Source organism: Pseudomonas oplopanacis (genome assembly GCF_057128725.1).
On sequence record NZ_JBSKHV010000010.1, the window covers coordinates 167,524 to 193,728 of the forward strand.

Below are 26,205 nucleotides of genomic sequence, written 5' to 3' on the forward strand. Positions count from 1 at the left end.
AGCTCGTGATAGCATCCGCGCCTATGAAATTTCCAGGACGAATTACCAGTGGCGCGTTGATGCTGATCACCAGCTGCGCGGCGCTGGCGCAAAGTGAATTGGATGTGCGGATAAAACCGTCCAACGATGAACTGAAAGCCAATATAGAGGGCTATATCGGCAACCTCGGCGATCGTGACGAAGAAGCGTTGTTGCGCTTCAGTCGTGGCGCCGAGGAACAAGCGCGCAAGGCCGCCCAGGCCTTGGGTTATTACCAGCCGCAGATCGACAGCGATGTGAAGGGTGGCAAGACGCCGCGCCTGGTGCTCAATATCGACCCCGGCGAGCCCGTACACCTGCGCAATGTCACGATTCGCGTCGACGGCCCGGCGGCTTCCCTCAAATCTTTTCGTGTGCCCCAAGGCGCGTCGCTGAAAACCGGCGCGGTGCTCAATCATGGTCACTACGAAGACGCCAAGCGCCTGATCCAGAATCAGGCCTCGCGCTTCGGTTTTTTCAGTGGTCACTTCACCAGTCAGAAATTATCGGTGGACCCGCGTGCCGGCGTGGCTGATATCGAACTGATCTACGACAGCGGCCCGCGCTATGCCCTGGGCAAAGTCAGTTTCGAAGGCGACACACCGTTCGACGAAGACCTGCTGCAACGCATGGTGCCGTTCAAGGAAGGCGCGCCTTACGACTCCGAACTCATTGCCGAACTCAACCAGGCGCTGCAATCGAGTGGTTATTTCGAAGGCGTACGCGTCGATGCGGCACCGACGGCGTCCAAGAACGACGTGATCCCGGTGGACGTTAAACTCGAAACGCGCAAGCCGCGAACCATGGGCCTGGGCCTGGGGTATTCCACGGACGTCGGTCCCCGGGTCAAGGCCAACTGGACCCGACACTGGGTCAATCCGCAGGGGCACAGTTATGGCTGGGAAGCCGAGTTGTCGGCGCCGCGGCAAAACGTCGGGCTGTTCTACGACATCCCGCTGGACCCGCCGCTGACCGACAAACTGCGCTTTGCCGGTGGTTACCAGAATGAAGACATCGCCGGCACCGACACCCACAGCAAGCTGCTGACCATCGGCCCGGAATGGCACAGCAAATTGCCCAGTGGCTGGCAGCGCGTGGTGTCGTTGAAATGGCAGCGTGAGGATTACTCCCTGGGTGACGACTCGGGTTTGAGTACATTGCTGATGCCCGGCGTCAGCTATTCCTACCTGAAAAGCGACAACCGCATCGACCCGCACAACGGCTATCGCCTGCAATTCGAGTCCAAAGTGGCAAAAGAAGGCCTCGGTTCAGACAGCAATTTGCTATATGGCACCGCATTGGTGAAAGGCTTGACCACGGTCTTCGACAAACATCGCTTTCTCGGCCGGGTGCAGGTGGGCGGCAGCGCCACCAACGGCTTCAGTTCCGTCCCGCCGTCGCTGCGGTTTTTCGCCGGTGGCGATCAGAGCGTGCGCGGTTACGACTATCAAAGCCTGTCCCCGGAGAACTCCGAGGGCGACCGCATCGGCGGCCGCTACATGGTCGCGGCCAGCGCCGAATACCAATATTCCATCGCCGAGAAGTGGCGGGTCGCGACCTTCGTCGACCAGGGCAACTCTTTTAATACACTCGAACTGCCGAACCTCAAGACCGGGGTGGGCATCGGCGTGCGTTGGGTCTCACCGGTGGGGCCGATCCGCCTCGACCTGGCCCACGCGCTGGACGATGACGGCGGCATTCGGCTGCACTTTTCCATGGGGCCTGAGCTGTGAATCGTGGTTTGAAAATAACGCTGCTGGCGATTCTGGCGCTGCTGATGCTGGTGGTCCTGAGCATCGTCTCGGTGCTGGGCACGGCCACGGGCAGTCGCTGGGCGTTGGGCTTCGTGCCGGGTTTGACCATCGAGAATTTCCAGGGCCGATTGGGCGGGCAGTGGAGCGCCGATCATGTGCTGTGGCAGCAAGACACCAGCCGGGTTGAGCTGAGCCAGGTGATTTTCGCCTGGTCGCCGCTGTGCCTGACCCGCATGACGCTGTGCCTTGAGCAGGTGAAGGCCGATCAAGTCAGCCTGCAATTTCCGCCCGGTGTTGAAGCAGAAAGCAGCGGGCCGATCAGCCTTCCGGATCTGAAGTTACCCCTGGCCATCGAGCTGGGTGATGTGCAGATCGGCAGCCTGCTGTTCAACGGCAGCGAGCAGCTCAAAGGCTTGCAACTGGCGGCGCACTGGACCGCGCAAGGGATGCAGATCGATTCGGTAAAGTTGCAGCGCGATGACCTGAGCCTGAACCTCTCCGGCCTGCTGCAACCCACCGGTAACTGGCCGCTCAAGGTTGAAGGTCAACTGACCCTGCAAACCCCCGCGCCCTGGACACTGGCGCTGAAGGTTGACGGCGACCTGCTGAGAACCCTGAACCTGAAAGCCGACAGCAGCGGTTACCTGAACGGACAATTGACCGGCGAGATGCAACCACTGGCGGACAACTTGCCGGCCAAGGTACGCATCACCGCCGACGGCTTCAAACCCGCCGCCGACCTGCCAGACACCCTGCAACTCAATCAACTGGAACTCACCGGCGACGGCGACCTGAAAAACGGTTACCAATTGTTCGGCCACGCCACGCTGCCCGCCGAACAAGGCCCGGTTGCGTTGCTGCTGCAAGGCAAGGTCGACGCCAAGGGCGCGCAGATCGCCGCCCTCGACCTCACCGCCAACGACAAGCAAAGCCTCAAGCTCAGCGGCACCCTCGATTGGAGCAAAGGCCTGAGCGCCGACGCGAAAATCGCCTGGCTGGACTTCCCGTGGCACCGCCTCTATCCGCTGATCGACGAGCCGGAAGTGGCGTTGCGCAGCTTCAACGGTGACATCTCCTACACCGATGGCAAATACCTCGGCAGCTTCCAGGCAGCGGCGGATGGCCCGGCCGGCGCTTTCACCCTGAACAGTCCGTTCAGCGGTGACCTGACGAAAATCTACCTGCAACAAATCCAGCTCCAGGCCGGGCAGGGCAAGGCCGAAGGGCACCTGAACCTGCAATTCGCCGACGGCATTGCGTGGGACACCGCGCTCGACCTGTCAGCGATCAACCCGGCGTACTGGGTGGCGGAATTGCCGGGCATGCTGGCCGGACCATTGCGCAGCAAAGGCGAGATGAAGAATGACAAACTCAGCCTCACTGCCGACCTCGACTTGAAAGGAAAGCTGCGCGGGCAGCCCGCCGTGATCCAGGCCAAGGCGGATGGCGGTGGCGAGCAATGGAACCTCAACGCGCTGCAAATCCGCCTCGGCGACAACAGCATCAATGGCAAGGGCAGCCTGCAACAGAAACTTGCCGGTCAGGTCGACATCAAGATGCCGCGTCTGGCCCAGCTCTGGCCACAACTGCGCGGGCAACTGAACGGCCGCATCGATGTCGCCGGCACGCTCAAGGCGCCGCAAGGCAAGCTCGGGCTGCAAGGCACGCAACTGGCGTTCGACGACAATCGCCTGCAAAGCCTCAATCTCGACGCGACGCTCGACAGTGCGCAGCGGGCGAAAATCGACCTCAAGGGCAGCGGCATCCAGGCCGGTGACACCTCACTGGGCACGCTGACCGCCAGCGGCCAGGGCGACATCAAAAACCAGAAACTCAGCCTCGACCTGCAAGGCCCGCAGCTGAAACTGGCGCTCGGTCTCGACGGCGCGCTGGACAAAGGCAACTGGCGCGGTCGCCTGGCCAGCGGCGATATCCAGACCGGTGGGCAGGACTGGAAGTTGCAAGGCCCGGCGAAACTGGAGCGGCTGGCGGACGGCAAAATCAACCTTGGCGCCCATTGCTGGATGTCCGGCCCGGCCAGCCTTTGCGGTGAAGACCAGCGTTTAATGCCGGAGCCGAAGCTGCGTTTCCACCTCAAGCAATTCCCGATTGAAAGCCTGGCGCAGTGGCTGCCGAAGGATTTCGCCTGGAAGGGCAGCCTCAACGCCGACCTGCAACTGGACCTGCCGGCCAGCGGCCCGAATGGCCAGATCAGCATCGACGCCAGCGGCGGCACGTTGCGCATGAAGGAGAAGGACCAGTGGCTGGACTTCCCGTACCAGACGCTGAAACTCACCAGCAAACTCACGCCGAAACGCATCGACACCGACCTCAACTTCGTCGGCGGCAAGCTCGGCGAACTGATGGTGCAGGCGCAAATCAACCCGTTGCCGAAAAACAAACCGCTCACCGGTTCATTCCGTTTGAGCGGGCTGGACCTGTCGGTGGCGCGGCCGTTCGTGCCGATGGTCGAGAAGCTCACCGGGCGCTTGAATGGCAGCGGCACGATTTCCGGTGGCCTGTTGGCGCCGCAGGTCAACGGCAGCCTGCTGCTCAGCGACGGCGAAGTCTCCGGGGCTGAACTGCCGATGGAACTCCAAGCCTTGCAGCTGCGAGCGGTGATTGCCGGTGAAACCGTGCAATTGAATGGCGACTGGAAAAGCGGCAAGACCGGGCAGGGCACCCTTAACGGCAACATCGCCTGGGGACAGGCGCTGGTGGTGGACCTGGCGCTCAAGGGCTCGCAGTTACCGGTTACCGTCGAGCCGTACGCCAAGCTGGAAGTCGCGCCGGACCTGAAAATCTCGATGAAGGGCGACGAGTTGGCGATCGCCGGCAAAGTGCAGGTGCCCAGAGGTGAGATCACCATTCGCGAATTGCCACCTTCCACGGTAAAGATCTCCGATGACGTGGTGATCGTCGGCCAGCAGACCGAAGAAGGCAAACCGCCGTTGGCCATGAAAATGGACATTGATGTGGTGGTCGGCGAAGACAAGCTGAGCTTTGCCGGGTTTGGCCTGACCGCGAATGTGCAGGGGCATGTGCACATCGGCGACAACCTGGACACACGCGGCGAGCTGTGGCTCAACGACGGGCGTTATCGCGCCTACGGCCAGCGCCTGACTGTGCGCCGGGCGCGCTTGTTGTTTGCCGGCCCGCTCGATCAGCCGTACCTGGACGTCGAGGCCATTCGCCAGACTGACGACGTGATCGCCGGTATTCGCCTGAGCGGCAGTGCCGAGCAGCCGACCACGCAGATCTTCTCCGAACCGGCCATGAGCCAGGAACAGGCCTTGTCCTATCTGGTGCTGGGGCGTCCGCTGAGCAGCAACGGCGAAGACAACAACATGCTGGCCCAGGCAGCGCTTGGTTTGGGCTTGATGGGCAGTTCCGGGGTGACCGGCGGGTTGGCGAAGAATTTGGGGATTCAGGATTTCCAACTGGATACCCAGGGCAGCGGCAACACCACCGCCGTCGTGGCCAGCGGCAACATCTCCGAGAAACTCAGTTTGCGTTATGGCGTGGGCGTGTTTGAACCGGCCAACACCATTGCCCTGCGCTACAAGCTGAGCAAGAAGGTCTACCTCGAAGCGGCGAGCGGCGTGGCGAGTTCGCTGGACATCTTCTACAAGCGGGATTTCTAGACCCGTTTCCTTTCACGACACCGAGTCGCCCCCTTCGCGAGCAGGCTCGCTCCCACAGGTGTCACACCGAACCTGTGGGAGCGAGCCTGCTCGCGAAGGCGTCAGTGTGCCCGACGCAAATACCCGACACCATCGGTCAACTAATTACCAAGCAACCTAACTATTGCGTTGACATTGGCTGCCTAGGCAGTAACATCTCGTCATACATTCACTGCCTAGGCAGTTATTAGGTGAGCAAATGAAACATTTCACCCCGGACGATTTCGAAAACTGCCACCTCGGCCTCCTGCTCGGGCGTGCCGCGCTGCTCAAGGACCGGATCATCGACACGCACATGGAACCCCACGGCATCACCGCCGCGCAGTTCAAGGTGATGATTATCGTGGCCCAGTACGGCGTCGATACCCCGGCCGAGTTGTGCCGTCACCTGTCGCTGGACAGCGGCTCGATGACCCGCATGCTCGATCGTCTGGAACAGAAAGGTTTCCTCATCCGCCAACGCTCCGAGGCGGATCGCCGCCAGGTTCAACTGGTGCTGACCGCCGAAGGCCAGAGCCTCGCCGACCGTCTGCCGCACATTGGCGCCGACGCCATGAACGAGTTGGCCGGCGCCATCAGCCCCGATGAGTTGAAAACCCTGGAACACATCCTCAAGAAAATCCTGATAGCCGCCGGTGATTCGATCACCCTGCTGCGGGTAGGTGACAAATGAACAGTAAAACCCTGCGCACCGGGCTGAACCTGGTCCTGGCCGCCATGACCCTGGCCGGTTGCGCCAGCTACAGCGGCTTGACCACCGAAGGCAAAAGCCTCGATGCGAAAACCCTCAAGGCCGGTCAGTCCCTCAGCGGCGTAACCCTGTCGCCGGCGGCCTGGCCGAAAAACGACTGGTGGAAAAGCCTCGGCGACCCGCAGCTCGACGGTCTGATCCGCGAAGCCCTGCACGACAGCCCCGACATGCAAATCGCCGACGCCCGCGCGCATCAGGCCAGTGCCGCGGCCTACGCCGCCGACGCCGCGCGCATGCCGACCCTCGATGCCAGCGCCGGTGTCAGCCGTTCGCGTTTGTCCCGCGACCAGGACCCGACCGGGCAGGGTGGCACTTACGCCACCGTGCGCAACATCGGCGCCAGCTTCAATTACAACTTCGACCTGTGGGGCGGTCAGCGTGACACCTGGGAAGCCGCGTTGGGCCAGGCTCGCGCCGCCGAAGTCGATCAACAGGCCGCGCAGTTGACCCTGTCCGCCGACGTCGCCCGCGCCTACAGCGATTTGGGGCAGGCGCACATCGTCTACGACCTGGCCAATGAAGACCTCAAACGAACCAGGCAAATGCTCGACTTGGGCCAACGTCGCCTGAGCTCGGGCATCGACAGCCAATACCAGTTCCAGCAGACCCAAAGCCTGGAAGCCACGTCCGAAGCCAGCCTGATCGACGCCGAGAAACGCCTGAACAGCGCAAAAATCGCCCTGGCGGTGCTGCTCGGCAAAGGCCCGGACCGCGGCAACGAAATCGCCCGACCGAAGATCCTTCAGGCCAGCGCTGTGGCTTTGCCATCGGTGCTGCCCGCCGAATTGCTCGGTCGTCGTCCCGACCTGGTGGCCGCGCGCTGGCGGGTCGAGGCCGCGAGCAAGAACATCGCCGCCGGCAAAACCCAGTTCTATCCCAACCTGAACCTCAGCGCCGCGGCCGGTGCCGAATCGTTGTTGGGGGATGCAATGTTTGGTTCGGCGAGCCGTTTTTTCAACATCGCCCCGACCATTTCTGTGCCGATTTTCGACGGTGGCCGCTTGCGCGCCGACCTCGATTCGCGCGACGCCGATTACGACCTCGCGGTGGCGCAGTACAACAAAAGCCTGGTGAAAGCGCTCGGCGATGTCAGCGACACCATTAATCAGCTGCGGGATATCGGTCGGCAGATCGGTGCGCAGCAGCATGCCACCGACATTGCCCAGGATTCCTACAACACCGTGGTCCAGCGGTACGGTTCCGGCATCGGCAACTACCTGGACGTGCTCAGCATCGAGCAGCAATTGCTCCAGGCCCAGCGTCAGCTGGCCAACCTGAATGCCGAGCAGATCGACCTGTCGATCCAATTGATGCAAGCGCTGGGCGGCGGTTTTCAGGGCGAAACCCTGACCGCAGCCAACGCCCTCCCAGCCACGCAGCACAACTAATTCAAGGTATTTGTCATGGCCACTGTCGATACACCTGCTGCTCCAACCAACACAGCGCCGGAGAACGCTCAAGACACGAGCAATCCGCGTAAACGCCAAGTCATGCTGGTCGCGCTGGCCATCCTGGTCGTCCTCGCCGGAGTCGGCGTCTGGGGATATCACGAACTCTACGGGCGCTGGAACGAAAGCACCGATGACGCCTATGTGAACGGCAACGTGGTGGAAATCACCCCGCTGGTCACCGGCACCGTGGTCAGCATCGGCGCCGATGACGGTGACCTGGTCCACGAAGGTCAGGTGCTGATCAACTTCGACCCGAATGACGCCGAAGTCGGCCTGCAAAGTGCACAGGCCAATCTGGCGCGCACCGTGCGCCAGGTACGCGGTTTGTACAGTAACGTCGACGGTATGAAAGCTCAGGTCAACGCGCAGCAGGCTGAAGTGCAAAAGGCCCAGGACAACTTCAATCGCCGGAAAAACCTCGCCGCCGGCGGTGCGATTTCCCAGGAAGAGCTGTCCCACGCTCGCGACGACCTGACCTCGGCGCAAAACGCCCTGGCCAACGCCAAGCAGCAATTGAAAACCACCAGTGCGCTGGTCGATGACACCGTGGTCTCGTCGCACCCGGACGTGATGTCGGCGGCCGCGCAACTGCGTCAGGCCTACCTGAACAACTCACGCAGCACCTTGATTGCACCGGTCACCGGTTATGTGGCCAAGCGTTCCGTGCAGTTGGGTCAAAGGGTACAGCCGGGCACTGCGCTGATGGCGGTGATTCCGCTGGATCAGCTGTGGATCGACGCCAACTTCAAGGAAACCCAGCTGCGTGACATGCGCATCGGTCAGCCGGTGGACATCCAGGCCGACCTGTACGGCAGCGACGTGAAATTCAGCGGCACCATCGACAGCCTCGGCGCCGGTACCGGCAGTGCGTTTGCCCTGCTGCCGGCGCAAAACGCTACGGGTAACTGGATCAAGATCGTCCAGCGCGTGCCGGTGCGGATCCACATCAACGCCGAAGAACTGGCCAAGCACCCGTTGCGCGTGGGGCTGTCGACGCAGGTCGACGTGAACCTGCACGACCAGAGCGGCCCGGTGCTGGCGCAACAGCCGCCGCAAAAGGCCTCGTTCAGCACCAACGTCTACGACCGTCAGTTGGCTGAAGCCGACGCGATGATCACTCAGTTGATCCACGACAACAGCGCTGCGGTCAGCAAGACCGCGCAACGCTGATCCACAAGGTCAGCTGCGTCAATAACAGGCGCGGCGCCAATCAGGTTTCAAAGGATTAGCGATGAGCAATAACGCCTCTTTCACGCCGCCCAGCCTGTTGCTCAGCACCATCGGCCTGTCGCTGGCGACCTTCATGCAAGTGCTCGACACCACCATCGCCAACGTGGCGCTACCGACCATTTCCGGCAACCTGGGCGTGAGTTCGGAGCAGGGCACGTGGGTGATTACGTCCTTCGCGGTGAGCAACGCGATCGCGCTGCCGCTGACCGGTTGGCTCAGCCGCCGCTTCGGTGAAGTGAAGCTGTTTCTCTGGGCCACGGTGCTGTTTGTGCTGGCCTCGTTTCTCTGCGGTATCTCGACCTCGATGCCGGAGCTGATCGGCTTTCGAGTGCTGCAAGGCCTGGTGGCCGGTCCGTTGTACCCGATGACCCAGACGCTGCTGATCGCGGTCTATCCCCCCGCGAGGCGCGGCATGGCCCTGGCGTTGCTGGCGATGGTCACGGTGGTGGCACCCATTGCAGGGCCGATCCTCGGCGGCTGGATTACCGACAGCTACAGCTGGCCGTGGATTTTCTTCATCAACGTGCCGATCGGTGTCTTCGCAGTGATGGTGGTGCGCCAGCAACTCAAGGCACGCCCGGTGGAAACCAGCCGCCAACCGATGGATTACGTGGGGCTGATCACGTTGATCATTGGCGTCGGTGCGTTGCAGATTATCCTCGACAAGGGCAATGACCTGGATTGGTTCGAGTCGAATTTCATCCTGATTAGCTCCGCCATTTCCGTGATAGCGCTGGCGGTGTTCATCATCTGGGAAATGACCGATAAGCACCCGGTGGTGAACCTGAGGCTGTTCGCCTACCGCAACTTCCGTATCGGCACGTTGGTGCTGGTTCTCGGTTACGCCGGGTTCTTCGGCATCAACCTGATCCTGCCGCAATGGCTGCAAACCCAGATGGGCTACACCGCGACCTGGGCCGGTCTGGCTGTTGCGCCGATCGGGATTCTGCCGGTGCTGATGTCGCCGTTTGTCGGCAAGTACGCGCACAAGTTCGACCTGCGTCTGCTGGCCGGTCTGGCGTTCCTGGCCATTGGCCTGAGCTGCTTCATGCGCGCCGGGTTCAACAATGAGGTCGACTTCCAGCACATCGCCCTGGTGCAACTGTTCATGGGCATTGGCGTGGCGCTGTTCTTCATGCCGACCCTGAGCATCTTGATGTCGGACCTGCCACCGAGCCAGATCGCCGATGGTGCGGGCCTGGCGACCTTCCTGCGGACCCTCGGCGGTAGTTTTGCGGCATCGCTGACCACCTGGATCTGGATTCGCCGGGCGGATCAGCACCATGCGTATCTGAGCGAAAGCATCACCACGTTCGACCCGGCCACCCGCGATGCACTGAACACCTTGGGCGGGGCGGGTAACCCGGCCTATGCGCAGCTCGACCATGTGCTGACCAGTCAGGCGTACATGCTCTCCACCGTGGATTACTTCACGTTGCTGGGGTGGGGGTTCATGGGGTTGATTCTGATCGTTTGGCTGGCGAAACCGCCGTTTGCAGCGAAAGCGGGGCCTGCTGCTTCCGGCCATTAAGCGCAACACAATCCTGTAGGAGCCGGCTTGCTGGCGATATCGTTTTTTCAGTCAATAAAGTTGTTGAATGATAAACCGCTATCGCCAGCAAGCCGGCTCCTACAAGGGTTTTGTGTTCGGTAGTCAGTTCGTGGGGGCTGCCAGTTGCGCTGGCGGGGTGAAGTCGAAGGGGGCCAGCGCAAACCCTTGCTCATCCACCTGCAACGCCCAGCCCTGGCGATCCCAATCCCCCAGCACAATGCGTTTGGCCGCTTGTTCGCCCAGCTGCAATTTGTGGATAGCCGGGCGATGGGTATGGCCGTGGATCAAGGTTTTCACGCCATATTCCTGCATGATCCGCGGAATTTCCTCCGGCGTGACATCCACAATGTCATTGGCCTTCATCCGCGTTTGCGCACGGCTTTCACTGCGCAGCTTGCGCGCCAGCTTGTGCCGGGTGCGCAGTGGCAAATTCCGCAGGATGAACAGGCTGATCGGGTTGCGCAGGTAGCGACGCAGCTTCATATAGGCTTCGTCGCGGGTGCAGAGGCTGTCGCCGTGCATCAATAGCACCGGCTCACCGTAAAACTGTACGACACTCGGGTCCTTCAACAACGTGCAGCCGGCCTGTTTACAGAAGGCCTGGCCGAGCATGAAGTCGCGATTGCCGTGCATCAGGAAAATGGCCGTGCCGCTGTCGCTCAATTCGCGCAGGGCCTGGCAGATGGAGCGCTGGAAGGGCGTCATGGCGTCGTCGCCAATCCACGCTTCGAAAAAGTCGCCCAGAATGTACAACGCACTCGCCGAGCGGGCGCGTCCGGCGAGCAAATCCAGAAACGCCCGGGTAATGTCCGGGCGCTCCTCTTCCAGATGCAAATCTGAAATCAGCAGTATCACTCAATGATCTCGGCTTTCTCGATGATCACGTCGTCTGCTGGTACGTCCTGGTGGCCGGACTTCATGGTGGTGGAAACACCTTTGATCTTGTCGACCACTTCTTGGCCTGCAACGACTTTGGCGAATACGGCGTAGCCCCAGCCCTGAGTGGTCTTGGCGCTGTGGTTCAGGAAGCTGTTGTCAGCCACGTTGATGAAGAACTGGGCGGAAGCCGAATGCGGCTCCATGGTGCGGGCCATGGCAACGCTGTACTTCACGTTCGGCAGGCCGTTGTCGGCTTCGTTCTGGATGCTTGGGCGCTTGTCTTTCTTTTCTTTCATGCCTGGCTCGAAACCGCCGCCCTGGATCATGAAGTTACCGATGACACGGTGGAAAACGGTGTTTTCGTAGTGACCGGCTTTAACGTACTCGATGAAGTTGGCCACGGTGATCGGGGCTTTTTCAGCGTTCAGTTCCAGGACGATGTCGCCATGGTTGGTGGTCAGTTTGACTTGGGTCATGATCGGTACTCTTTCTAGGAATTCGTGGGTTTCGGGCTATTACAGCCCCCAACCGGTCTGGCCAGTAACAGCCAAGGTGCGCAGTTTAGCGTGCCGGGCGCGAATTTCGAGGCTGTTTTTCATTTATGGCCTATTAAATACGACCGTTTGCAGGCGCGCTCTGTCAGGTGCTTGACAGCATCGGCTATGATAGCGGCTTTGTTTTACTTGGCCTTCTCCGGCCGCGCACTTGTACGTTCAAGGATCCTATGAGCAAGCCCACTGTCGACCCTACCTCGAATGCCAAGACCGGCCCTGCCGTGCCGGTCAATTTCCTGCGCCCGATCATCCAGGCGGACCTGGACTCGGGTAAGCACACGCAGATCGTCACCCGTTTCCCGCCTGAGCCCAATGGCTACCTGCACATCGGTCACGCCAAGTCGATCTGTGTGAACTTCGGCCTGGCCCAGGAATTCGGCGGCGTTACCCACCTGCGTTTCGACGACACCAACCCGGCCAAGGAAGACCAGGAATACATCGACGCGATCGAAAGCGACATCAAATGGCTGGGCTTTGAATGGTCCGGCGACGTGCGCTTCGCCTCGCAGTATTTCGACCAGTTGCACGACTGGGCCGTTGAACTGATCAAGGCCGGCAAGGCCTACGTCGACGACCTGAGCCCGGAACAGGCCAAGGAATACCGTGGCAGCCTGACCGAGCCGGGCAAGAACAGCCCGTTCCGTGATCGCTCCGTGGAAGAAAACCTCGACTGGTTCGCCCGCATGAAGGCCGGCGAATTCCAGGACGGCGCACGCGTGCTGCGAGCCAAGATCGACATGGCCTCGCCGAACATGAACCTGCGCGACCCGATCATGTATCGCATCCGTCACGCGCATCACCACCAGACCGGTGACAAGTGGTGCATCTACCCGAACTACGACTTCACCCACGGTCAGTCGGACGCCATCGAAGGCATCACCCACTCGATCTGCACCCTGGAGTTCGAAAGCCACCGTCCGCTGTACGACTGGTTCCTGGACGCGCTGCCAGTGCCGGCGCACCCGCGTCAGTACGAATTCAGCCGCCTGAACCTGAACTACACGATCACCAGCAAGCGCAAGCTCAAGCAACTGGTCGATGAAAAGCACGTGTTCGGTTGGGACGATCCGCGCATGTCGACGCTGTCGGGCTTCCGCCGCCGTGGCTACACGCCTGCGTCGATCCGCAACTTCTGCGACATGGTCGGCACCAACCGTTCTGACGGCGTCGTCGATTTCGGCATGCTCGAGTTCAGCATCCGTCAGGATCTGGACGCGAACGCCCCGCGCGCCATGTGCGTGCTGCGTCCGTTGAAGGTGGTAATCACCAACTATCCGGAAGACCAGGTCGAGAACCTCGAACTGCCGCGTCATCCGCAGAAAGAAGAACTGGGCGTGCGCAAGCTGCCGTTCGCCCGTGAAATCTACATCGACCACGATGACTTCATGGAAGAGCCGCCAAAAGGCTACAAGCGCCTGGAACCCAACGGCGAAGTGCGTCTGCGTGGCAGCTACGTGATCCGCGCCGACGAAGCGATCAAGGACGCCGATGGCAACATCGTTGAACTGCGTTGCTCGTACGACCCGGAAACCCTCGGCAAGAACCCTGAAGGCCGCAAGGTCAAAGGCGTGGTGCACTGGGTGCCGGCCGCTGCCAGCGTCGAGTGCGAAGTACGTCTGTACGATCGCCTGTTCCGTTCGGCCAACCCTGAAAAGGCTGAAGACAGCGCCAGTTTCCTGGACAACATCAACCCTGACTCGCTGCAGGTACTCAACGGTTGTCGTGCTGAACCCTCGCTGGGCAACGCACAGCCGGAAGACCGTTTCCAGTTCGAGCGCGAAGGTTACTTCGTCGCGGATATCAAGGACTCGAAACCGGGCGCTCCGGTATTCAACCGTACCGTGACCCTGCGTGATTCGTGGGGCCAGTGATTCAAGGAAGTTTTTAAAGTGCTAACGATCTACAACACGCTCACCAAGAGCAAAGAAGTCTTCAAGCCGCTGGATGGCAACAATGTGCGCATGTACGTCTGCGGGATGACCGTGTACGACTACTGCCACATTGGCCATGGCCGCAGCATGGTCGCATTCGACCTGGTGACCCGCTGGTTGCGCTTCAGCGGTTATAACCTGACGTATGTGCGCAACATCACCGACATTGAAGACAAGATCATCAATCGTGCCCGCGAGAACGGCGAGCCGTACGATGCGCTGACCGAACGCATGATCGCTGCGATGCACGAGGACGAGGCGCGCCTCAACATCCTCAAGCCGGACATGGAACCGCGTGCCACGGATCACATTCCGGGTATGTTGAGCATGATCCAGACCCTGATCGACAAGGGTTACGCCTACGCCCCGGGCAATGGCGACGTGTACTATCGCGTCGCCAAGTTCATGGGCTACGGCAAGCTGTCGCGCAAGAAGATCGAAGACCTGCGCATCGGCGCACGCATCGAAGTCGACGAGTCCAAACAGGACCCGCTGGACTTCGTACTGTGGAAAGGCGCCAAGCCAGGCGAGCCGAGCTGGCCTTCGCCGTGGGGCGACGGTCGTCCGGGCTGGCACATCGAGTGCTCGGTGATGTCGACCTGCTGCCTGGGTGAGACTTTCGACATTCATGGCGGCGGCAGCGACCTCGAGTTCCCGCACCACGAAAATGAAATCGCCCAGAGCGAAGCGGCCACCGGCAAGACCTACGCCAACGCGTGGATGCATTGCGGCATGATTCGTATCAATGGCGAGAAGATGTCCAAGTCCTTGAACAACTTCTTCACCATTCGTGACGTGCTGGAAAAGTACCACCCGGAAGTCGTGCGTTACCTGCTGGTGTCGAGCCACTACCGCAGCGCGATCAACTACTCGGAAGACAACCTCAAGGACGCCAAAGGCGCCCTAGAGCGTTTCTATCACGCGCTCAAAGGCCTGCCGAACGTGGCACCGGCCGGCGGCGAAGCCTTCGTCGAGCGCTTCACTCAGGTGATGAACGACGACTTCGGCACGCCGGAAGCCTGCGCCGTGCTGTTCGAAATGGTGCGCGAGATCAACCGTCTGCGCGAGAGCGATCTCAATGCGGCGGCGGGTCTGGCGGCGCGTCTGAAAGAACTGGCGAGCGTGTTGGGTGTGTTGCAGCTTGAGGCCGATGACTTCTTGCAGGCTGGCGCTGAAGGGCGTGTGGATGCCGCTGAAGTTGATGCGTTGATCGCTGCGCGTCTGGCGGCTCGTGCCGGTAAAGACTGGGCCGAATCCGACCGCATCCGCGACCAGCTCACCGCCATGGGCGTGGTGCTGGAAGACGGGAAGGGCGGCACGACCTGGCGTTTGGCTGACTGATTGGGTTATCCGCTACAAAACAAAAACCCGCCTTGTGCGGGTTTTTGTTTATGTGCAGGGTTTTAGGTTTGTGGTGACAGGGCTGATGCCTTCGCGAGCAGGCTCGCTCCCACAGTCGATCTTCGGCACGACACAAATCCCCTGTGGGAGCGAGCCTGCTCGCGAAGGTCTCAAGCCAACCACAGCCAGTACAGTTCACTCATCACTCAGCCTGGCGCAATCGCTTATAGAGGGTATTACGGCTAACCCCCAACCGCCGGGCCAGATGCGAAATATTCCCCCCAGCCGCGCGCAACTGCCGATTCAAATTCTCGACATCATTCAAATCCACCGCCAGCGTTTCAGGCGAATCCACCGGTTCCATCTCCAGATCGACAAAAAAATCATCCGGCAAATGCTCCGGCCGTACCGGCTGTTCTTCGGCCATGGCCAGCGCCACCTGCATCACGCTGCTGACCTGACGCAAATTCCCCGGCCACGGATGACGGCCGAACAGCTCCAGCACTTCACGGCTCAACCCGGCCCATTGCGATGGCTCCCGGTGCTGCTCCCACAAGCGTTTGAACAAGGCCTGCTTGTCACTGCGTTCGCGCAGGGGCGGTAATTCCAGGGTCAAGCCGCCGATCCGGTAATACAGGTCTTCGCGAAACCGACCGAGTTGCACTTGCTCACGCAACGCACGGTTGGTCGCTGAAATAATCCGGATATCGACCGGGAACAGCTCGCTGCTGCCCACCGGTTGCACGCAACGTTCCTGCAATACCCTCAACAACCGGGCTTGAGTCGGCAGCGGCATGTCGCCGATTTCATCAAGGAACAGGGTGCCCTTATCCGCCTTACGGATCAGTCCGATGCTGCCTTTCTGGTTGGCGCCGGTGAATGCGCCTTTCTCGTAGCCAAATAACTCGGATTCCACCAGTTCGGCGGGGATCGCTGCACAGTTGACGGCAATGAACGGTTGTTTGCTGCGCGAGCTGGCCTGGTGCAAGGCTTTGACGAAGACTTCCTTGCCGACCCCGGTTTCGCCGTGAATCAACAGCGGAATGTCTTTCTCCAGCAGGCGTTCAGCCTGACGCACGGCTTTTTCCACGCGGCTGTCGCCGAAGTGCAGGGTGTTGAGGCTGATCGTTTCGGGAGCCGCCACGACCACTGGCTCCGCAAACAGCCGCGGTTGAATCGGCACCTGTTTCGGCCGCCTCAGCAGGCACTGGAAGCGGTTGCGCCCCGAGGCTTGCAGGGCGAACGGCAAACCGTCGGGCTGGTTCAGTAATTCCAGCAGCGACACCTTGAACAGGCTTTCGACGCTGACCCGCGACAGGCTGATGCCCAGCAGATTGTCGGCGCGACGGTTGGCGGACAGTACCTGGCCGGTCTCGTCGAAGATCAACAACCCCGCCCACTGGCTGTCGAGGTTGTTCAACCCGGTGTTGAAGGTCAGTTGAAAATGTTGGCCATGGAACAGGTTGAGAATCAGCCGGTTTTCCACGGTCTGGCTCATCATCTTGACCATGCCGAGGGTGTGGGACGGCGGCAGGTAGCTGTCGCTGGACACGTCCAGCACCGCGATCACCTTGCGCTCGGCATCGAAAATCGGCGCGGCGGAACCGGTCATGAAACGGTTGGCTTTCAGAAAGTGTTCATCGTGTTCGATGTGCACGGCCTGCTCGCAGGCGAGGGCGGTGCCGATGGCGTTGGTGCCGCTGCAACGCTCCATCCAGCTGGCGCCGGCGCTGAAACCACGGGTCAGGCTCGGCTCGATAAAGCGTTGGGTGCCCCACGACGTCAGGACCTGGCCTTGATTGTCGGCGAGCATGATCAGGCAATTGGAATTGCTCAGGATGTTTTCGTAATACGGCAGGACTTCCTGGTGCGTGGTCTGGACCAGGGAGTGCTGGCTCTCCAGCAATTGGGCGATGCCTTCGGCCGGCAGTTGATCGAATGCCGGGGCGCTCTGGTGGTTGAGGCCGAAGGCGCGGCAACGCTTCCAGGAGTCCTGAATGACGGCGTCGTGGGAGAGCGGCGAGGCGGGTGCGGCCATGGCAGTCGATCTCTGAGCAAGCTTTTATTGTTTTTATGATTGGTTTTGCTGCACAAACCCCGGGGTGGCGACGAACTCCATGTGGGAGCGAGCCTGCTCGCGAATGCGATACAACATTCAACATTTATATCGACTGACACACCGCCTTCGCGAGCAGGCTCGCTCCCACAGGTTTAGCGACGTTGCGCATCTGCGGGTGGGGCAAAAACATCCGTAGAGTGTTGTTCACGATTGTTCATTGTCAACCGCCGGATTGTTCAGTTGTTCAGTTCAGGCTGTTCATTTTTGTTCAGCAACGAAAGCGTTCACCCTGCTCATACAAAGATTTTCCAGTCGGATCAATGGCTTGAAATATCTGGCACGAAACTCGCTCTGTAGCTCCGGTCGCTTGACTCCAAATAATAAAAAAGGCCGAGCCATGTCATTAACCCTGGAGCACGTCAGCCGCACCGTCGAGGGCCAGACCTGGATCGACGATGCCTGCCTGAGTTTTGAACCCGGATCCTTCAACGTTTTGCTCGGGCGCACGCTGTCCGGCAAAACCAGTCTGATGCGCCTGATGGCCGGGCTGGACAAGCCCGACAGCGGCCGCATCCTCATGAACGGCGTCGACGTCACCCAGCGCCCGGTGCGCCTGCGCAACGTGTCGATGGTCTATCAGCAGTTCATCAATTACCCGACCATGACCGTCTTCGAGAACATTGCCTCGCCGTTGCGCCAGGGCGGTGTGTCCAATGAGCTGATCCAGAGCAAAGTGCTGGAAACCGCGAAGATGCTGCGCATCGAGAAGTTCCTCCAGCGCCATCCCCTTGAACTCTCCGGCGGCCAGCAACAGCGCACGGCCATGGCCCGCGCACTGGTCAAGGACGCCGAGCTGATCCTGTTCGACGAGCCGCTGGTCAACCTCGATTACAAGCTGCGCGAAGAACTGCGCCAGGAAATGCGCGAGCTGTTCAAGGCGCGGCACACCATCGCCATCTACGCCACTACCGAACCCAACGAAGCCCTGGCACTGGGCGGCACCACGACCATTCTTCACGAAGGTCGGGTGATCCAGAGCGGCAAGTCGTCCGAGGTCTATCACCAGCCGCAAAGCGTGCTCGCGGCAGAGCTGTTCTCCGAGCCGCCGATCAACCTGATGCCGGGACGGATTGCCGGCAACGAAGTCAGCTTCGCCAACTTCGTGCACTTCCCGTTGAACGTGGATTTGCGGCCGGTTGGCGAGGGCGAGTTCCGCTTTGGCGTGCGGCCAAGCCACATCTCGCTGGTGCCGAGCAACGACGATGATCTGGAACTGGCCGTGACCGTCGAGGTCGCCGAGATCAGCGGTTCGGAAACTTTCCTGCACGTGCGCAACGAGCATTTCCTGTTGGTGCTGCACTTGCCTGGCGTTCACGAATACGACGTCGACGCGCCGATCCGCATCTATATCCCGACCCATAAACTGTTTGTGTTCGATGCGCAGGGACGTTTGGTCCAGGCGCCCGGTCGCCGTGTCGCGAGGGTTGCCTGATGGCCGAAATCCGTTTGCAGAACCTCGCCCACAGTTACACCAAAACCCCGTCCGGCCCTGAGGATTACGCGATCCGCGAGATGGACCACATCTGGGAGCAGGGCGGCGCCTATGCGTTGCTCGGGCCTTCGGGGTGCGGCAAGTCGACCTTGCTCAACATCATTTCCGGGTTGCTCAGCCCTTCGCAGGGGCACGTGTTGTTCGACGGCAAAGCGGTCAACGACCTGACGCCGGAGAAGCGCAACATCGCCCAGGTTTTTCAATTCCCGGTGGTCTACGACACCATGACCGTGTTCGATAACCTGGCGTTTCCGCTGCGTAATCAGGGCATGGCCGAGGCGAGAATTCACACCAAGGTGCAGGAAATTGCCGAGGTCCTTGACCTGCAGGCACTGCTGAGCAAAAAGGCCAGCAACCTCACCGCCGACGAAAAGCAGAAAGTCTCCATGGGCCGTGGGCTGGTGCGCGATGACGTCTCGGCGATCCTGTTCGACGAGCCGCTGACCGTGATCGACCCGCACCTGAAGTGGAAGCTGCGACGCAAGCTCAAGCAGATCCACGAGCAGTTCAACATCACCATGGTCTACGTCACCCACGATCAGCTGGAGGCCTCGACCTTCGCCGACAAGATCGCGGTGATGTACGGCGGGCAGATCGTGCAATTCGGCACGCCGCGAGAACTGTTCGAACGGCCGAGCCACACCTTTGTCGGCTACTTCATTGGCAGCCCGGGGATGAACCTGATCGAGGTCACGCCGCAACCGGGAGGCGTGGGGTTCGCCTCGACGCACCTGCCGCTGTCCGAGGCGCAGCAACAGCGCATCGCCGAGTCCGAGTGGAAAACCCTGAAAGTCGGTATCCGCCCGGAGTTCGTCCACGTGTGGGAAGAACCCTTTGATGACGCAATGCAGGCACAGGTCGTACACATCGAAGACCTTGGCACCTACAAAATCTTGACCCTGAACCTCGACGGCGCGCCGCTGAAAGTGCGCCTGGCCGAAGACAAACCGGTGCCGGAAGGCACGGCGTACATCAGTTTTCCGGCGCAGTGGTTGATGGTCTATGCCGATGAATATCTGCTGCCAGCGCAAGCCAATAACGGAGTGCAGCCATGAACAAGGTGCAAAACAACAAGGCCTGGTGGCTGGTGTTGCCGGTGTTCCTGCTGGTGGCCTTCAGTGCGGTGATCCCGATGATGACGGTGGTCAACTATTCGGTGCAGGACATTTTCGACCAGTCCAGCCGCTACTTCGTCGGCGCCGACTGGTACAAGCAAGTGCTGCTCGATCCGCGCCTGCATGACTCTCTTTTGCGGCAGTTCATCTACTCCGCTTGCGTGCTGTTGATCGAAATCCCGCTGGGCATCGCCATCGCCCTGACCATGCCGACCAAGGGGCGCTGGTCGTCGCTGGTGCTGATCATCCTGGCCATTCCGCTGCTGATTCCCTGGAACGTGGTCGGCACCATCTGGCAGATTTTCGGCCGCGCCGACATCGGCCTGCTGGGTTCGAGCCTGAATGCGATGGGCATCAACTATAACTATGCATCGAACACCATGGACGCCTGGGTCACGGTGCTGGTGATGGACGTGTGGCACTGGACGTCGCTGGTGGCGTTGCTGTGTTTCTCCGGGTTGCGAGCGATTCCGGACGTGTATTACCAGGCGGCACGGATTGATCGGGCCTCGGCCTGGGCAGTGTTCCGGCACATTCAGTTGCCCAAGCTGAAAAGCGTGCTGCTGATCGCGGTGATGCTGCGCTTCATGGACAGTTTCATGATCTACACCGAGCCGTTCGTGCTGACCGGTGGCGGGCCGGGGAATGCCACGACGTTCCTCAGTCAGACGTTGACCCAGATGGCCGTAGGGCAATTCGACCTGGGACCGGCAGCGGCGTTTTCGCTGGTGTACTTCCTGATCATCCTGTTGGTGTCCTGGCTGTTCTACACCGCCATGACTCACTCTGACGCCAACCGCTGAGGCCCATCATGAGCAAGAGAAAACTCATCCCGCTGCTGATCTACATCCTGTTCCTGCTGGTGCCGATCTACTGGTTGCTGAACATGTCGTTCAAGAGCAACACCGAAATCCTCGGCGGCCTGACGCTGTTTCCCTCGGACTTCACCTTGCATAACTACAAGGTGATTTTCACCGATCCGAGCTGGTACACCGGTTACCTCAACTCGCTGTATTACGTGAGCCTGAACACGGTGATCTCCCTGAGCGTGGCGCTGCCGGCGGCGTATGCGTTTTCGCGCTATCGCTTCCTCGGTGACAAGCACCTGTTCTTCTGGCTGCTGACCAATCGCATGGCGCCACCGGCAGTGTTCCTGCTGCCGTTCTTCCAGCTGTATTCCTCGATCGGTCTGTTCGACACCCACATCGCCGTGGCCCTGGCTCACTGCCTGTTTAACGTGCCGTTGGCGGTGTGGATTCTTGAAGGCTTCATGTCCGGTGTTCCGAAGGAAATCGACGAAACCGCCTACATCGACGGCTACAGTTTTCCCAAGTTTTTCGTGAAGATTTTCATCCCGCTGATCGGCTCCGGGATCGGTGTCACGGCGTTTTTCTGCTTCATGTTTTCCTGGGTCGAGTTGCTCTTGGCGCGCACGCTGACGTCGGTCAACGCCAAGCCGATTGCGGCGGTGATGACGCGTACCGTCTCGGCGTCCGGCATCGATTGGGGCGTGCTGGCGGCGGCGGGGGTGTTGACCATCCTGCCGGGCATGCTGGTGATCTGGTTTGTTCGCAACCACGTGGCCAAGGGCTTTGCCCTCGGCCGGGTATGAGGAGCTGATGATGGAATGGATGAGTTGGACGGTCCCCACCGCGGCGTTCTTCATTGTCATTGGCCTGATTCTGGTGGGCATGACGACCTGGGAGTTGCGTTCGCCGAGCATTCTTCGGCGGGGTTTGTTGCCGATTGCCACCACCCGTGGCGATCGGCTGTTTATCGGTCTTCTCGGCAGCGCCTACCTGCATTTGCTGGTAATCGGCGTCACCGACTGGAGCATCTGGGTAGCGTCCGCGTTGTCCCTGGTGTGGCTGTTGGCTGTGATGCGTTGGGGCTAGTCGAATCGCTCGGCAATGTTGCTCCGAAAATCAAACAGGAGGTCTCTATGTTCGACAAAAACAATAAGCTGCGACATAGCATTTCATTGGCAGCCATGCTGGCACTCAGTGGGTTGAGCGCTGCGGCCTGGGCCGACGCCTATGAAGACGCTGCGAAGAAATGGATTGGCGCCGAGTTCAAACCGTCCACCCTGACGGCCGACCAGCAGCTCGCGGAATTGAAGTGGTTCATCAAGGCGGCCGAGCCGTTTCGCGGGATGGACATCAAAGTCGTATCGGAAACCCTGACTACCCACGAATACGAGTCCAAGGTGCTGGCCAAGGCCTTTACCGAGATCACCGGGATCAAGGTGACCCACGACTTGCTGCAAGAAGGCGACGTGGTGGAAAAACTGCAGACCGTGATGCAGTCGGACAAGAGCATCTATGACGGCTGGGTCAACGACTCGGACCTGATCGGTACGCACTTTCGCTATGGCAAGACCGAGTCGATCACCGACTTGATGGCCAACGAAGGCAAGGCGTATACCTCGCCAACCCTGGACATCAAGGACTTCATCGGCATTTCCTTCACCACCGCGCCGGACGGCAAGATCTATCAGCTGCCTGACCAGCAGTTCGCCAACCTGTACTGGTTCCGCGCCGACTGGTTTGAACGTGCGGACCTGAAAGCCAAGTTCAAGGAGAAGTACGGCTACGAATTGGGCGTGCCGGTGAACTGGTCGGCCTATGAAGACATCGCCAAATTCTTCAGCGAAGACGTCAAGGAAATCGACGGCAAGCGGGTTTACGGGCACATGGACTACGGCAAGAAAGACCCGTCGCTGGGCTGGCGCTTCACCGATGCCTGGTTCTCCATGGCCGGTGGTGGCGACAAAGGCCTGCCGAACGGTTTGCCGGTGGACGAGTGGGGCATTCGCGTCGAGGATTGCCACCCGGTGGGTTCCAGCGTGACCCGCGGTGGCGACACCAACGGCCCGGCGGCAGTCTTTGCCACCCAGAAATACGTCGACTGGCTCAAAGCCTATGCACCACCGGAAGCGGCGGGCATGACCTTCTCCGAGTCGGGGCCGGTACCGTCTCAGGGCAACATCGCCCAACAGATCTTCTGGTACACCGCGTTCACCGCCGACATGACCAAACCGGGCCTGCCGGTGGTCAACGCCGATGGCACGCCGAAGTGGCGCATGGCGCCATCGCCGCGTGGTCCGTATTGGGAAGAGGGCATGAAACTCGGGTATCAGGACGTGGGTTCGTGGACGTTCATGAAGTCCACGCCTGAGAAACAGAAACTGGCGGCGTGGCTGTATGCGCAGTTTGTGACCTCGAAAACCGTGTCGCTGAAGAAAACCATCGTCGGCCTGACGCCGATCCGCGAGTCGGACATCAACTCGCAAGCGATGACCGACCTGGCACCGAAACTCGGTGGTCTGGTCGAGTTCTACCGCAGCCCGGCGCGTGTGCAATGGACCCCGACCGGGACCAACGTGCCGGACTATCCGCGTCTGGCGCAACTGTGGTGGAGCCACATCGCCGAAGCGGCGAGCGGCGAGAAAACCCCGCAAGAGGCATTGGACGGTCTGGCCAAGGATCAGGACGCGATCATGTCCCGTCTGGAACGCTCGAAAGCGCAAACCACTTGCGCCCCGAAAATGAACCCCGAGCGCGATGCGCAATATTGGTTCGATCAACCGGGCGCACCGAAGCCTAAGCTGGCGAACGAGAAGCCGAAAGGCGAAACCGTGAACTACAACGAACTGCTGAAATCGTGGGCGGATGCGCGTAAGTAAGCCTCTTTACTGAGCAAAACGAACGGCACCGAAAGGTGCCGTTTTTGTGTGTGGCTTAGAAACCGCTTTCGCGAGCAGGCTCGCTCCCACATTGGGCCGAGGTGACAGCCGATTTTGTGTACGACACAAATCCCCTGTGGGAGCGAGCCTGCTCGCGAAGGCGGCGGCCCCGACAGCGAAAATCTCAAGCCTGATACCTCAGGGCGCCACACCCTCAATCGCAGGAAACTCCAACCGAAACACCGTCATCACTCCCGGCAGGCTCTTAACCTCTGCCACACCCTGATGCAGGCTCATGATCGAGCGCACGATGGCCAGGCCCAGTCCGGTGCTGCCCTGGGCGCGGCAGCGGCTGCTGTCGACGCGGTAAAAACGGTCGAAAAGATGCGGCAGATGCTGCGCTTCGATGCCCGCGCCGGGGTTGCTAACCAGCAGGGAAACCTGCGTCGCGCCTTGTTCAATCAATAGCGAAACCGTTTGCCCGGCCGGGCAGTGGCGCAGGGCGTTGGACAGCAGGTTCGAGATCGCCCGCTGGATCATCAACCGGTCGCCCGTCACCCGGGCACTGCCCACCACCGTCAAATGAACCTGCTTGTCCTGTGCGGACAGGGAAAACAGGTCGGCGACTTTCAGGGCTTCATCTTCCAGCGCAATCAGCTCGAAAGGCGTCAGCGCCGCCGGGTGGCTGACCTGCGCCAGAAACAGCATGTCCGAGACAATCCGCGCAAGGCGATCCAGTTCTTCGGTACACGACACCAACACGTCTTTGTACTCATCCGTCGTGCGTTCACGAGAGAGTGTCACCTGTGCCTTGCCCATCAGGTTGTTGATCGGCGAGCGCAGCTCGTGGGCCAGATCATCGGAGAACTGCGACAACTGCTGCACGCCGCTGTCGAGGCGATGCAGCATGAAATTGATGCCCTGCGCCAGTTCACTGAGTTCCTGCGGCATGTTCACCACCGAGAGTCGATGGTCGAGGTCTTGCGTCGACACCATCTCCGCCACTTTGCGAAACTCGCGCATCGGTGCCAGGCCACGCTGCACGGCCGCCCAGGCACAGAGGCCGATGAGGATCAGCAGCAACGGCAGCGCCATCAGCGTCGTGCGCAGATAGGCACTGAGCAACGCCTGATCGTGGGCATTGTCCATCGACAGCAGTACCGGGACGCTGGTGCCGTCCTTCAGGCGGATCAATCGGGAGGCCGTCAGAAACTTTATGCCTTGGGCGTCGGTGCTGGCGGAGTAAGCCAACTGATCGGTGGCCCTGCGCACGGCCTTCAGTTCGACGCGCGGATCGGCCATGCCGGTGCCGGACTTCAACAGCGGTGAACGCAGGTTCGAGCGGTCGTAAATTGTCAGCGTCAGGTTGTCATGGCCCATGATCTGATCGAGCAGAATGTGTGGTTTTCCACTGACTTCATTGGCATCGATGTACATCGACAGGCTGTGTTCCACCTGCGCCATTTTCTTTTCCAGACTGTCCCGGGAGAGCGAATTCAGCTCATGGGTCAGGGCGAAATACGCGAAGATCGCCAGAAACACCACCAACAATGCCCCGAGAATACTCACCGTCAGACCGAGGCGCAGCGACAGGCTCACCGGCTTCATTCCCGCGCCTCCAACACATAGCCGACACCGCGCAGGGTATGGATCAACTTGTTGTCGAAGGGGTCGTCGATTTTCGCCCGCAAGCGCCGGATCGAGACTTCGACCACGTTGGTGTCGCAGTCGAAGTTCATGTCCCACACCAGCGAAATGATCTGGGTGCGGGTGAGCACCTCGCCGGACTGGCGCATCAACAGATGCAGCAGCGCGAACTCCTTGGTGGTCAGGTCGATGCGTTGTTCGCCGCGAAAGGCGCGGTGGCGCCCCGGGTCGAGTTCCAGGTCGGCGACTTTGAGCACCTGGGGGACCGGGATGTTATCGCTGCGGCGCATCAAGGTGCGTACCCGCGCCAACAATTCCGGAAACTCGAATGGCTTGACCAGATAGTCATCGGCACCCAGGTCCAGGCCACGAATCTTGTCGGCCAGCCGACCGCGCGCGGTCAACATCATCACCCGGGTGGAGCGGGTACGACGCAGTTGTTCAAGTACGCCCCAGCCGTCCAGTTCGGGCAGATTCACGTCCAGGATCACCAGGTCATAAACCTGTTGTTGGGCCAGATGCAGTCCATCGGCACCCGTTGCCGCGTGGTCAACGATATAACCACTTTCCGTCAGTCCCTGATGTAAGTATTCGGCACTTTTAAGCTCGTCCTCGACGATAAGGATTCGCATGATCAATCACCACTTCTATTTAACGGATATGTAACTAAGTTGGTCGGGAAAGTTGTTGTTTTTGTAAGGGCTCCGGACGGGATTCAATAACGGCTAACTGTGTGAGGTCTGTATTTTCTTTCAGCGGTTCTCCGTGTCAAGGCGTGCAAGGTAAAGGGTGTAGTGGCTACAGGGTCAACCGAAAACGTCGGTGCTGAGCCTTTAAACCGGCCATCTGCGACGGCTTGTCGCAGTGGGTGTGGCAAAAAGTTCATCCGCCGCATGAGAACTGAATTCGGACAAGTACTGTTCGGCGGATAACCACAGAGCATTTGTTTCTATGTATTGCGATACTGGATTTGTACTTCACATGCTAGAGCAAAACAACTTGT

The 26,205-nt window shown here is 60.2% G+C and carries 19 protein-coding genes; 14 read left to right on the top strand and 5 right to left on the bottom strand.

What is annotated here, in order from left to right; translation table 11 throughout:
- Nucleotides 1-23 precede the first annotated feature (23 nt).
- The 6 genes from ACWKV5_RS20240 to ACWKV5_RS20265 all read left to right on the top strand — a co-directional run bounded on the left by ACWKV5_RS20240 (nt 24) and on the right by ACWKV5_RS20265 (nt 10,418).
- On the top strand, nt 24-1,751 hold the full coding sequence (locus tag ACWKV5_RS20240; protein ID WP_483842729.1) for an autotransporter assembly complex protein TamA: 1,728 nt from the start codon (nt 24-26) through the stop codon (nt 1,749-1,751).
- Entirely contained in the window at nt 1,748-5,416 is a 3,669-nt protein-coding gene (locus ACWKV5_RS20245) for a translocation/assembly module TamB domain-containing protein (RefSeq protein WP_483842730.1), read from the top strand. Before ACWKV5_RS20240 ends, ACWKV5_RS20245 begins: the two co-directional genes overlap by 4 nt.
- A gap of 238 nt (nt 5,417-5,654) precedes the next feature.
- The gene (locus tag ACWKV5_RS20250) at nt 5,655-6,128 is read left to right on the top strand and encodes a MarR family winged helix-turn-helix transcriptional regulator (RefSeq protein WP_483842731.1); all 474 of its coding nucleotides are present in this window, start codon (nt 5,655-5,657) and stop codon (nt 6,126-6,128) included.
- Entirely contained in the window at nt 6,125-7,594 is a 1,470-nt protein-coding gene (locus ACWKV5_RS20255; protein ID WP_483842732.1) for an efflux transporter outer membrane subunit, read from the top strand. Before ACWKV5_RS20250 ends, ACWKV5_RS20255 begins: the two co-directional genes overlap by 4 nt.
- A gap of 15 nt (nt 7,595-7,609) precedes the next feature.
- Complete coding sequence (locus ACWKV5_RS20260; protein WP_483842733.1) at nt 7,610-8,827, top strand: EmrA/EmrK family multidrug efflux transporter periplasmic adaptor subunit; 1,218 nt, start codon at nt 7,610-7,612, stop codon at nt 8,825-8,827.
- A 61-nt stretch (nt 8,828-8,888) separates the two neighbouring features.
- Nucleotides 8,889-10,418, top strand: a complete 1,530-nt coding sequence (locus tag ACWKV5_RS20265; protein ID WP_483842734.1) for a DHA2 family efflux MFS transporter permease subunit — start codon at nt 8,889-8,891, stop codon at nt 10,416-10,418.
- Between the two features lie 123 nt (nt 10,419-10,541).
- On the opposite strand, the gene lpxH is transcribed toward ACWKV5_RS20265, so the two are convergent.
- The gene (gene lpxH / locus ACWKV5_RS20270; RefSeq protein WP_483842735.1) at nt 10,542-11,294 is read right to left on the bottom strand and encodes a UDP-2,3-diacylglucosamine diphosphatase; all 753 of its coding nucleotides are present in this window, start codon (nt 11,292-11,294) and stop codon (nt 10,542-10,544) included.
- Nucleotides 11,291-11,794, bottom strand: coding sequence for a peptidylprolyl isomerase (locus ACWKV5_RS20275; protein ID WP_483842736.1), 504 nt, complete (start codon nt 11,792-11,794; stop codon nt 11,291-11,293). The genes lpxH and ACWKV5_RS20275 overlap by 4 nt, the downstream gene beginning before the upstream one ends.
- A gap of 248 nt (nt 11,795-12,042) precedes the next feature.
- Between ACWKV5_RS20275 and ACWKV5_RS20280 the strand changes: the two genes are divergently transcribed.
- Together ACWKV5_RS20280 and cysS are read left to right on the top strand one after the other, a co-directional pair.
- Nucleotides 12,043-13,743 (top strand): glutamine--tRNA ligase/YqeY domain fusion protein, encoded by a 1,701-nt coding sequence (locus ACWKV5_RS20280; RefSeq protein WP_483842737.1) that lies wholly within the window; start codon nt 12,043-12,045, stop codon nt 13,741-13,743.
- 18 nt (nt 13,744-13,761) lie between these two features.
- Nucleotides 13,762-15,144, top strand: coding sequence for a cysteine--tRNA ligase (gene cysS, locus ACWKV5_RS20285; RefSeq protein ID WP_483842738.1), 1,383 nt, complete (start codon nt 13,762-13,764; stop codon nt 15,142-15,144).
- 202 nt (nt 15,145-15,346) lie between these two features.
- On the opposite strand, the gene ACWKV5_RS20290 is transcribed toward cysS, so the two are convergent.
- Nucleotides 15,347-17,182 (bottom strand): sigma-54-dependent Fis family transcriptional regulator, encoded by a 1,836-nt coding sequence (locus ACWKV5_RS20290; protein WP_483842739.1) that lies wholly within the window; start codon nt 17,180-17,182, stop codon nt 15,347-15,349.
- A gap of 418 nt (nt 17,183-17,600) precedes the next feature.
- On the opposite strand from ACWKV5_RS20290, the gene ACWKV5_RS20295 reads away from it, so the two are divergent.
- The 6 genes from ACWKV5_RS20295 to ACWKV5_RS20320 are packed head-to-tail and all read left to right on the top strand — an operon-like array spanning nt 17,601 to nt 23,555.
- Complete coding sequence (locus tag ACWKV5_RS20295) at nt 17,601-18,695, top strand: ABC transporter ATP-binding protein (protein ID WP_483842740.1); 1,095 nt, start codon at nt 17,601-17,603, stop codon at nt 18,693-18,695.
- Complete coding sequence (locus tag ACWKV5_RS20300) at nt 18,695-19,810, top strand: ABC transporter ATP-binding protein (RefSeq protein WP_483842741.1); 1,116 nt, start codon at nt 18,695-18,697, stop codon at nt 19,808-19,810. The genes ACWKV5_RS20295 and ACWKV5_RS20300 overlap by 1 nt, the downstream gene beginning before the upstream one ends.
- Nucleotides 19,807-20,673, top strand: a complete 867-nt coding sequence (locus tag ACWKV5_RS20305; protein ID WP_027925089.1) for a carbohydrate ABC transporter permease — start codon at nt 19,807-19,809, stop codon at nt 20,671-20,673. Before ACWKV5_RS20300 ends, ACWKV5_RS20305 begins: the two co-directional genes overlap by 4 nt.
- Before the next feature lie 8 nt (nt 20,674-20,681).
- Complete coding sequence (locus tag ACWKV5_RS20310; protein WP_027925090.1) at nt 20,682-21,482, top strand: carbohydrate ABC transporter permease; 801 nt, start codon at nt 20,682-20,684, stop codon at nt 21,480-21,482.
- A 10-nt stretch (nt 21,483-21,492) separates the two neighbouring features.
- Nucleotides 21,493-21,765 (top strand): DUF2160 domain-containing protein, encoded by a 273-nt coding sequence (locus ACWKV5_RS20315; RefSeq protein WP_027925091.1) that lies wholly within the window; start codon nt 21,493-21,495, stop codon nt 21,763-21,765.
- A 47-nt stretch (nt 21,766-21,812) separates the two neighbouring features.
- Nucleotides 21,813-23,555: an ABC transporter substrate-binding protein gene (locus tag ACWKV5_RS20320; protein WP_483842742.1), complete on the top strand. Its 1,743-nt coding sequence runs from the start codon at nt 21,813-21,815 to the stop codon at nt 23,553-23,555.
- Nucleotides 23,556-23,753: 198 nt separating this feature from the next.
- Here the strand turns inward: ACWKV5_RS20320 and ACWKV5_RS20325 are convergent, their stop codons facing one another.
- Together ACWKV5_RS20325 and ACWKV5_RS20330 are read right to left on the bottom strand one after the other, a co-directional pair.
- Nucleotides 23,754-25,163: a heavy metal sensor histidine kinase gene (locus tag ACWKV5_RS20325; RefSeq protein ID WP_483842743.1), complete on the bottom strand. Its 1,410-nt coding sequence runs from the start codon at nt 25,161-25,163 to the stop codon at nt 23,754-23,756.
- Complete coding sequence (locus ACWKV5_RS20330) at nt 25,160-25,834, bottom strand: heavy metal response regulator transcription factor (protein WP_483842744.1); 675 nt, start codon at nt 25,832-25,834, stop codon at nt 25,160-25,162. Before ACWKV5_RS20330 ends, ACWKV5_RS20325 begins: the two co-directional genes overlap by 4 nt.
- Between the last annotated feature and the right edge of the window lie 371 nt (nt 25,835-26,205).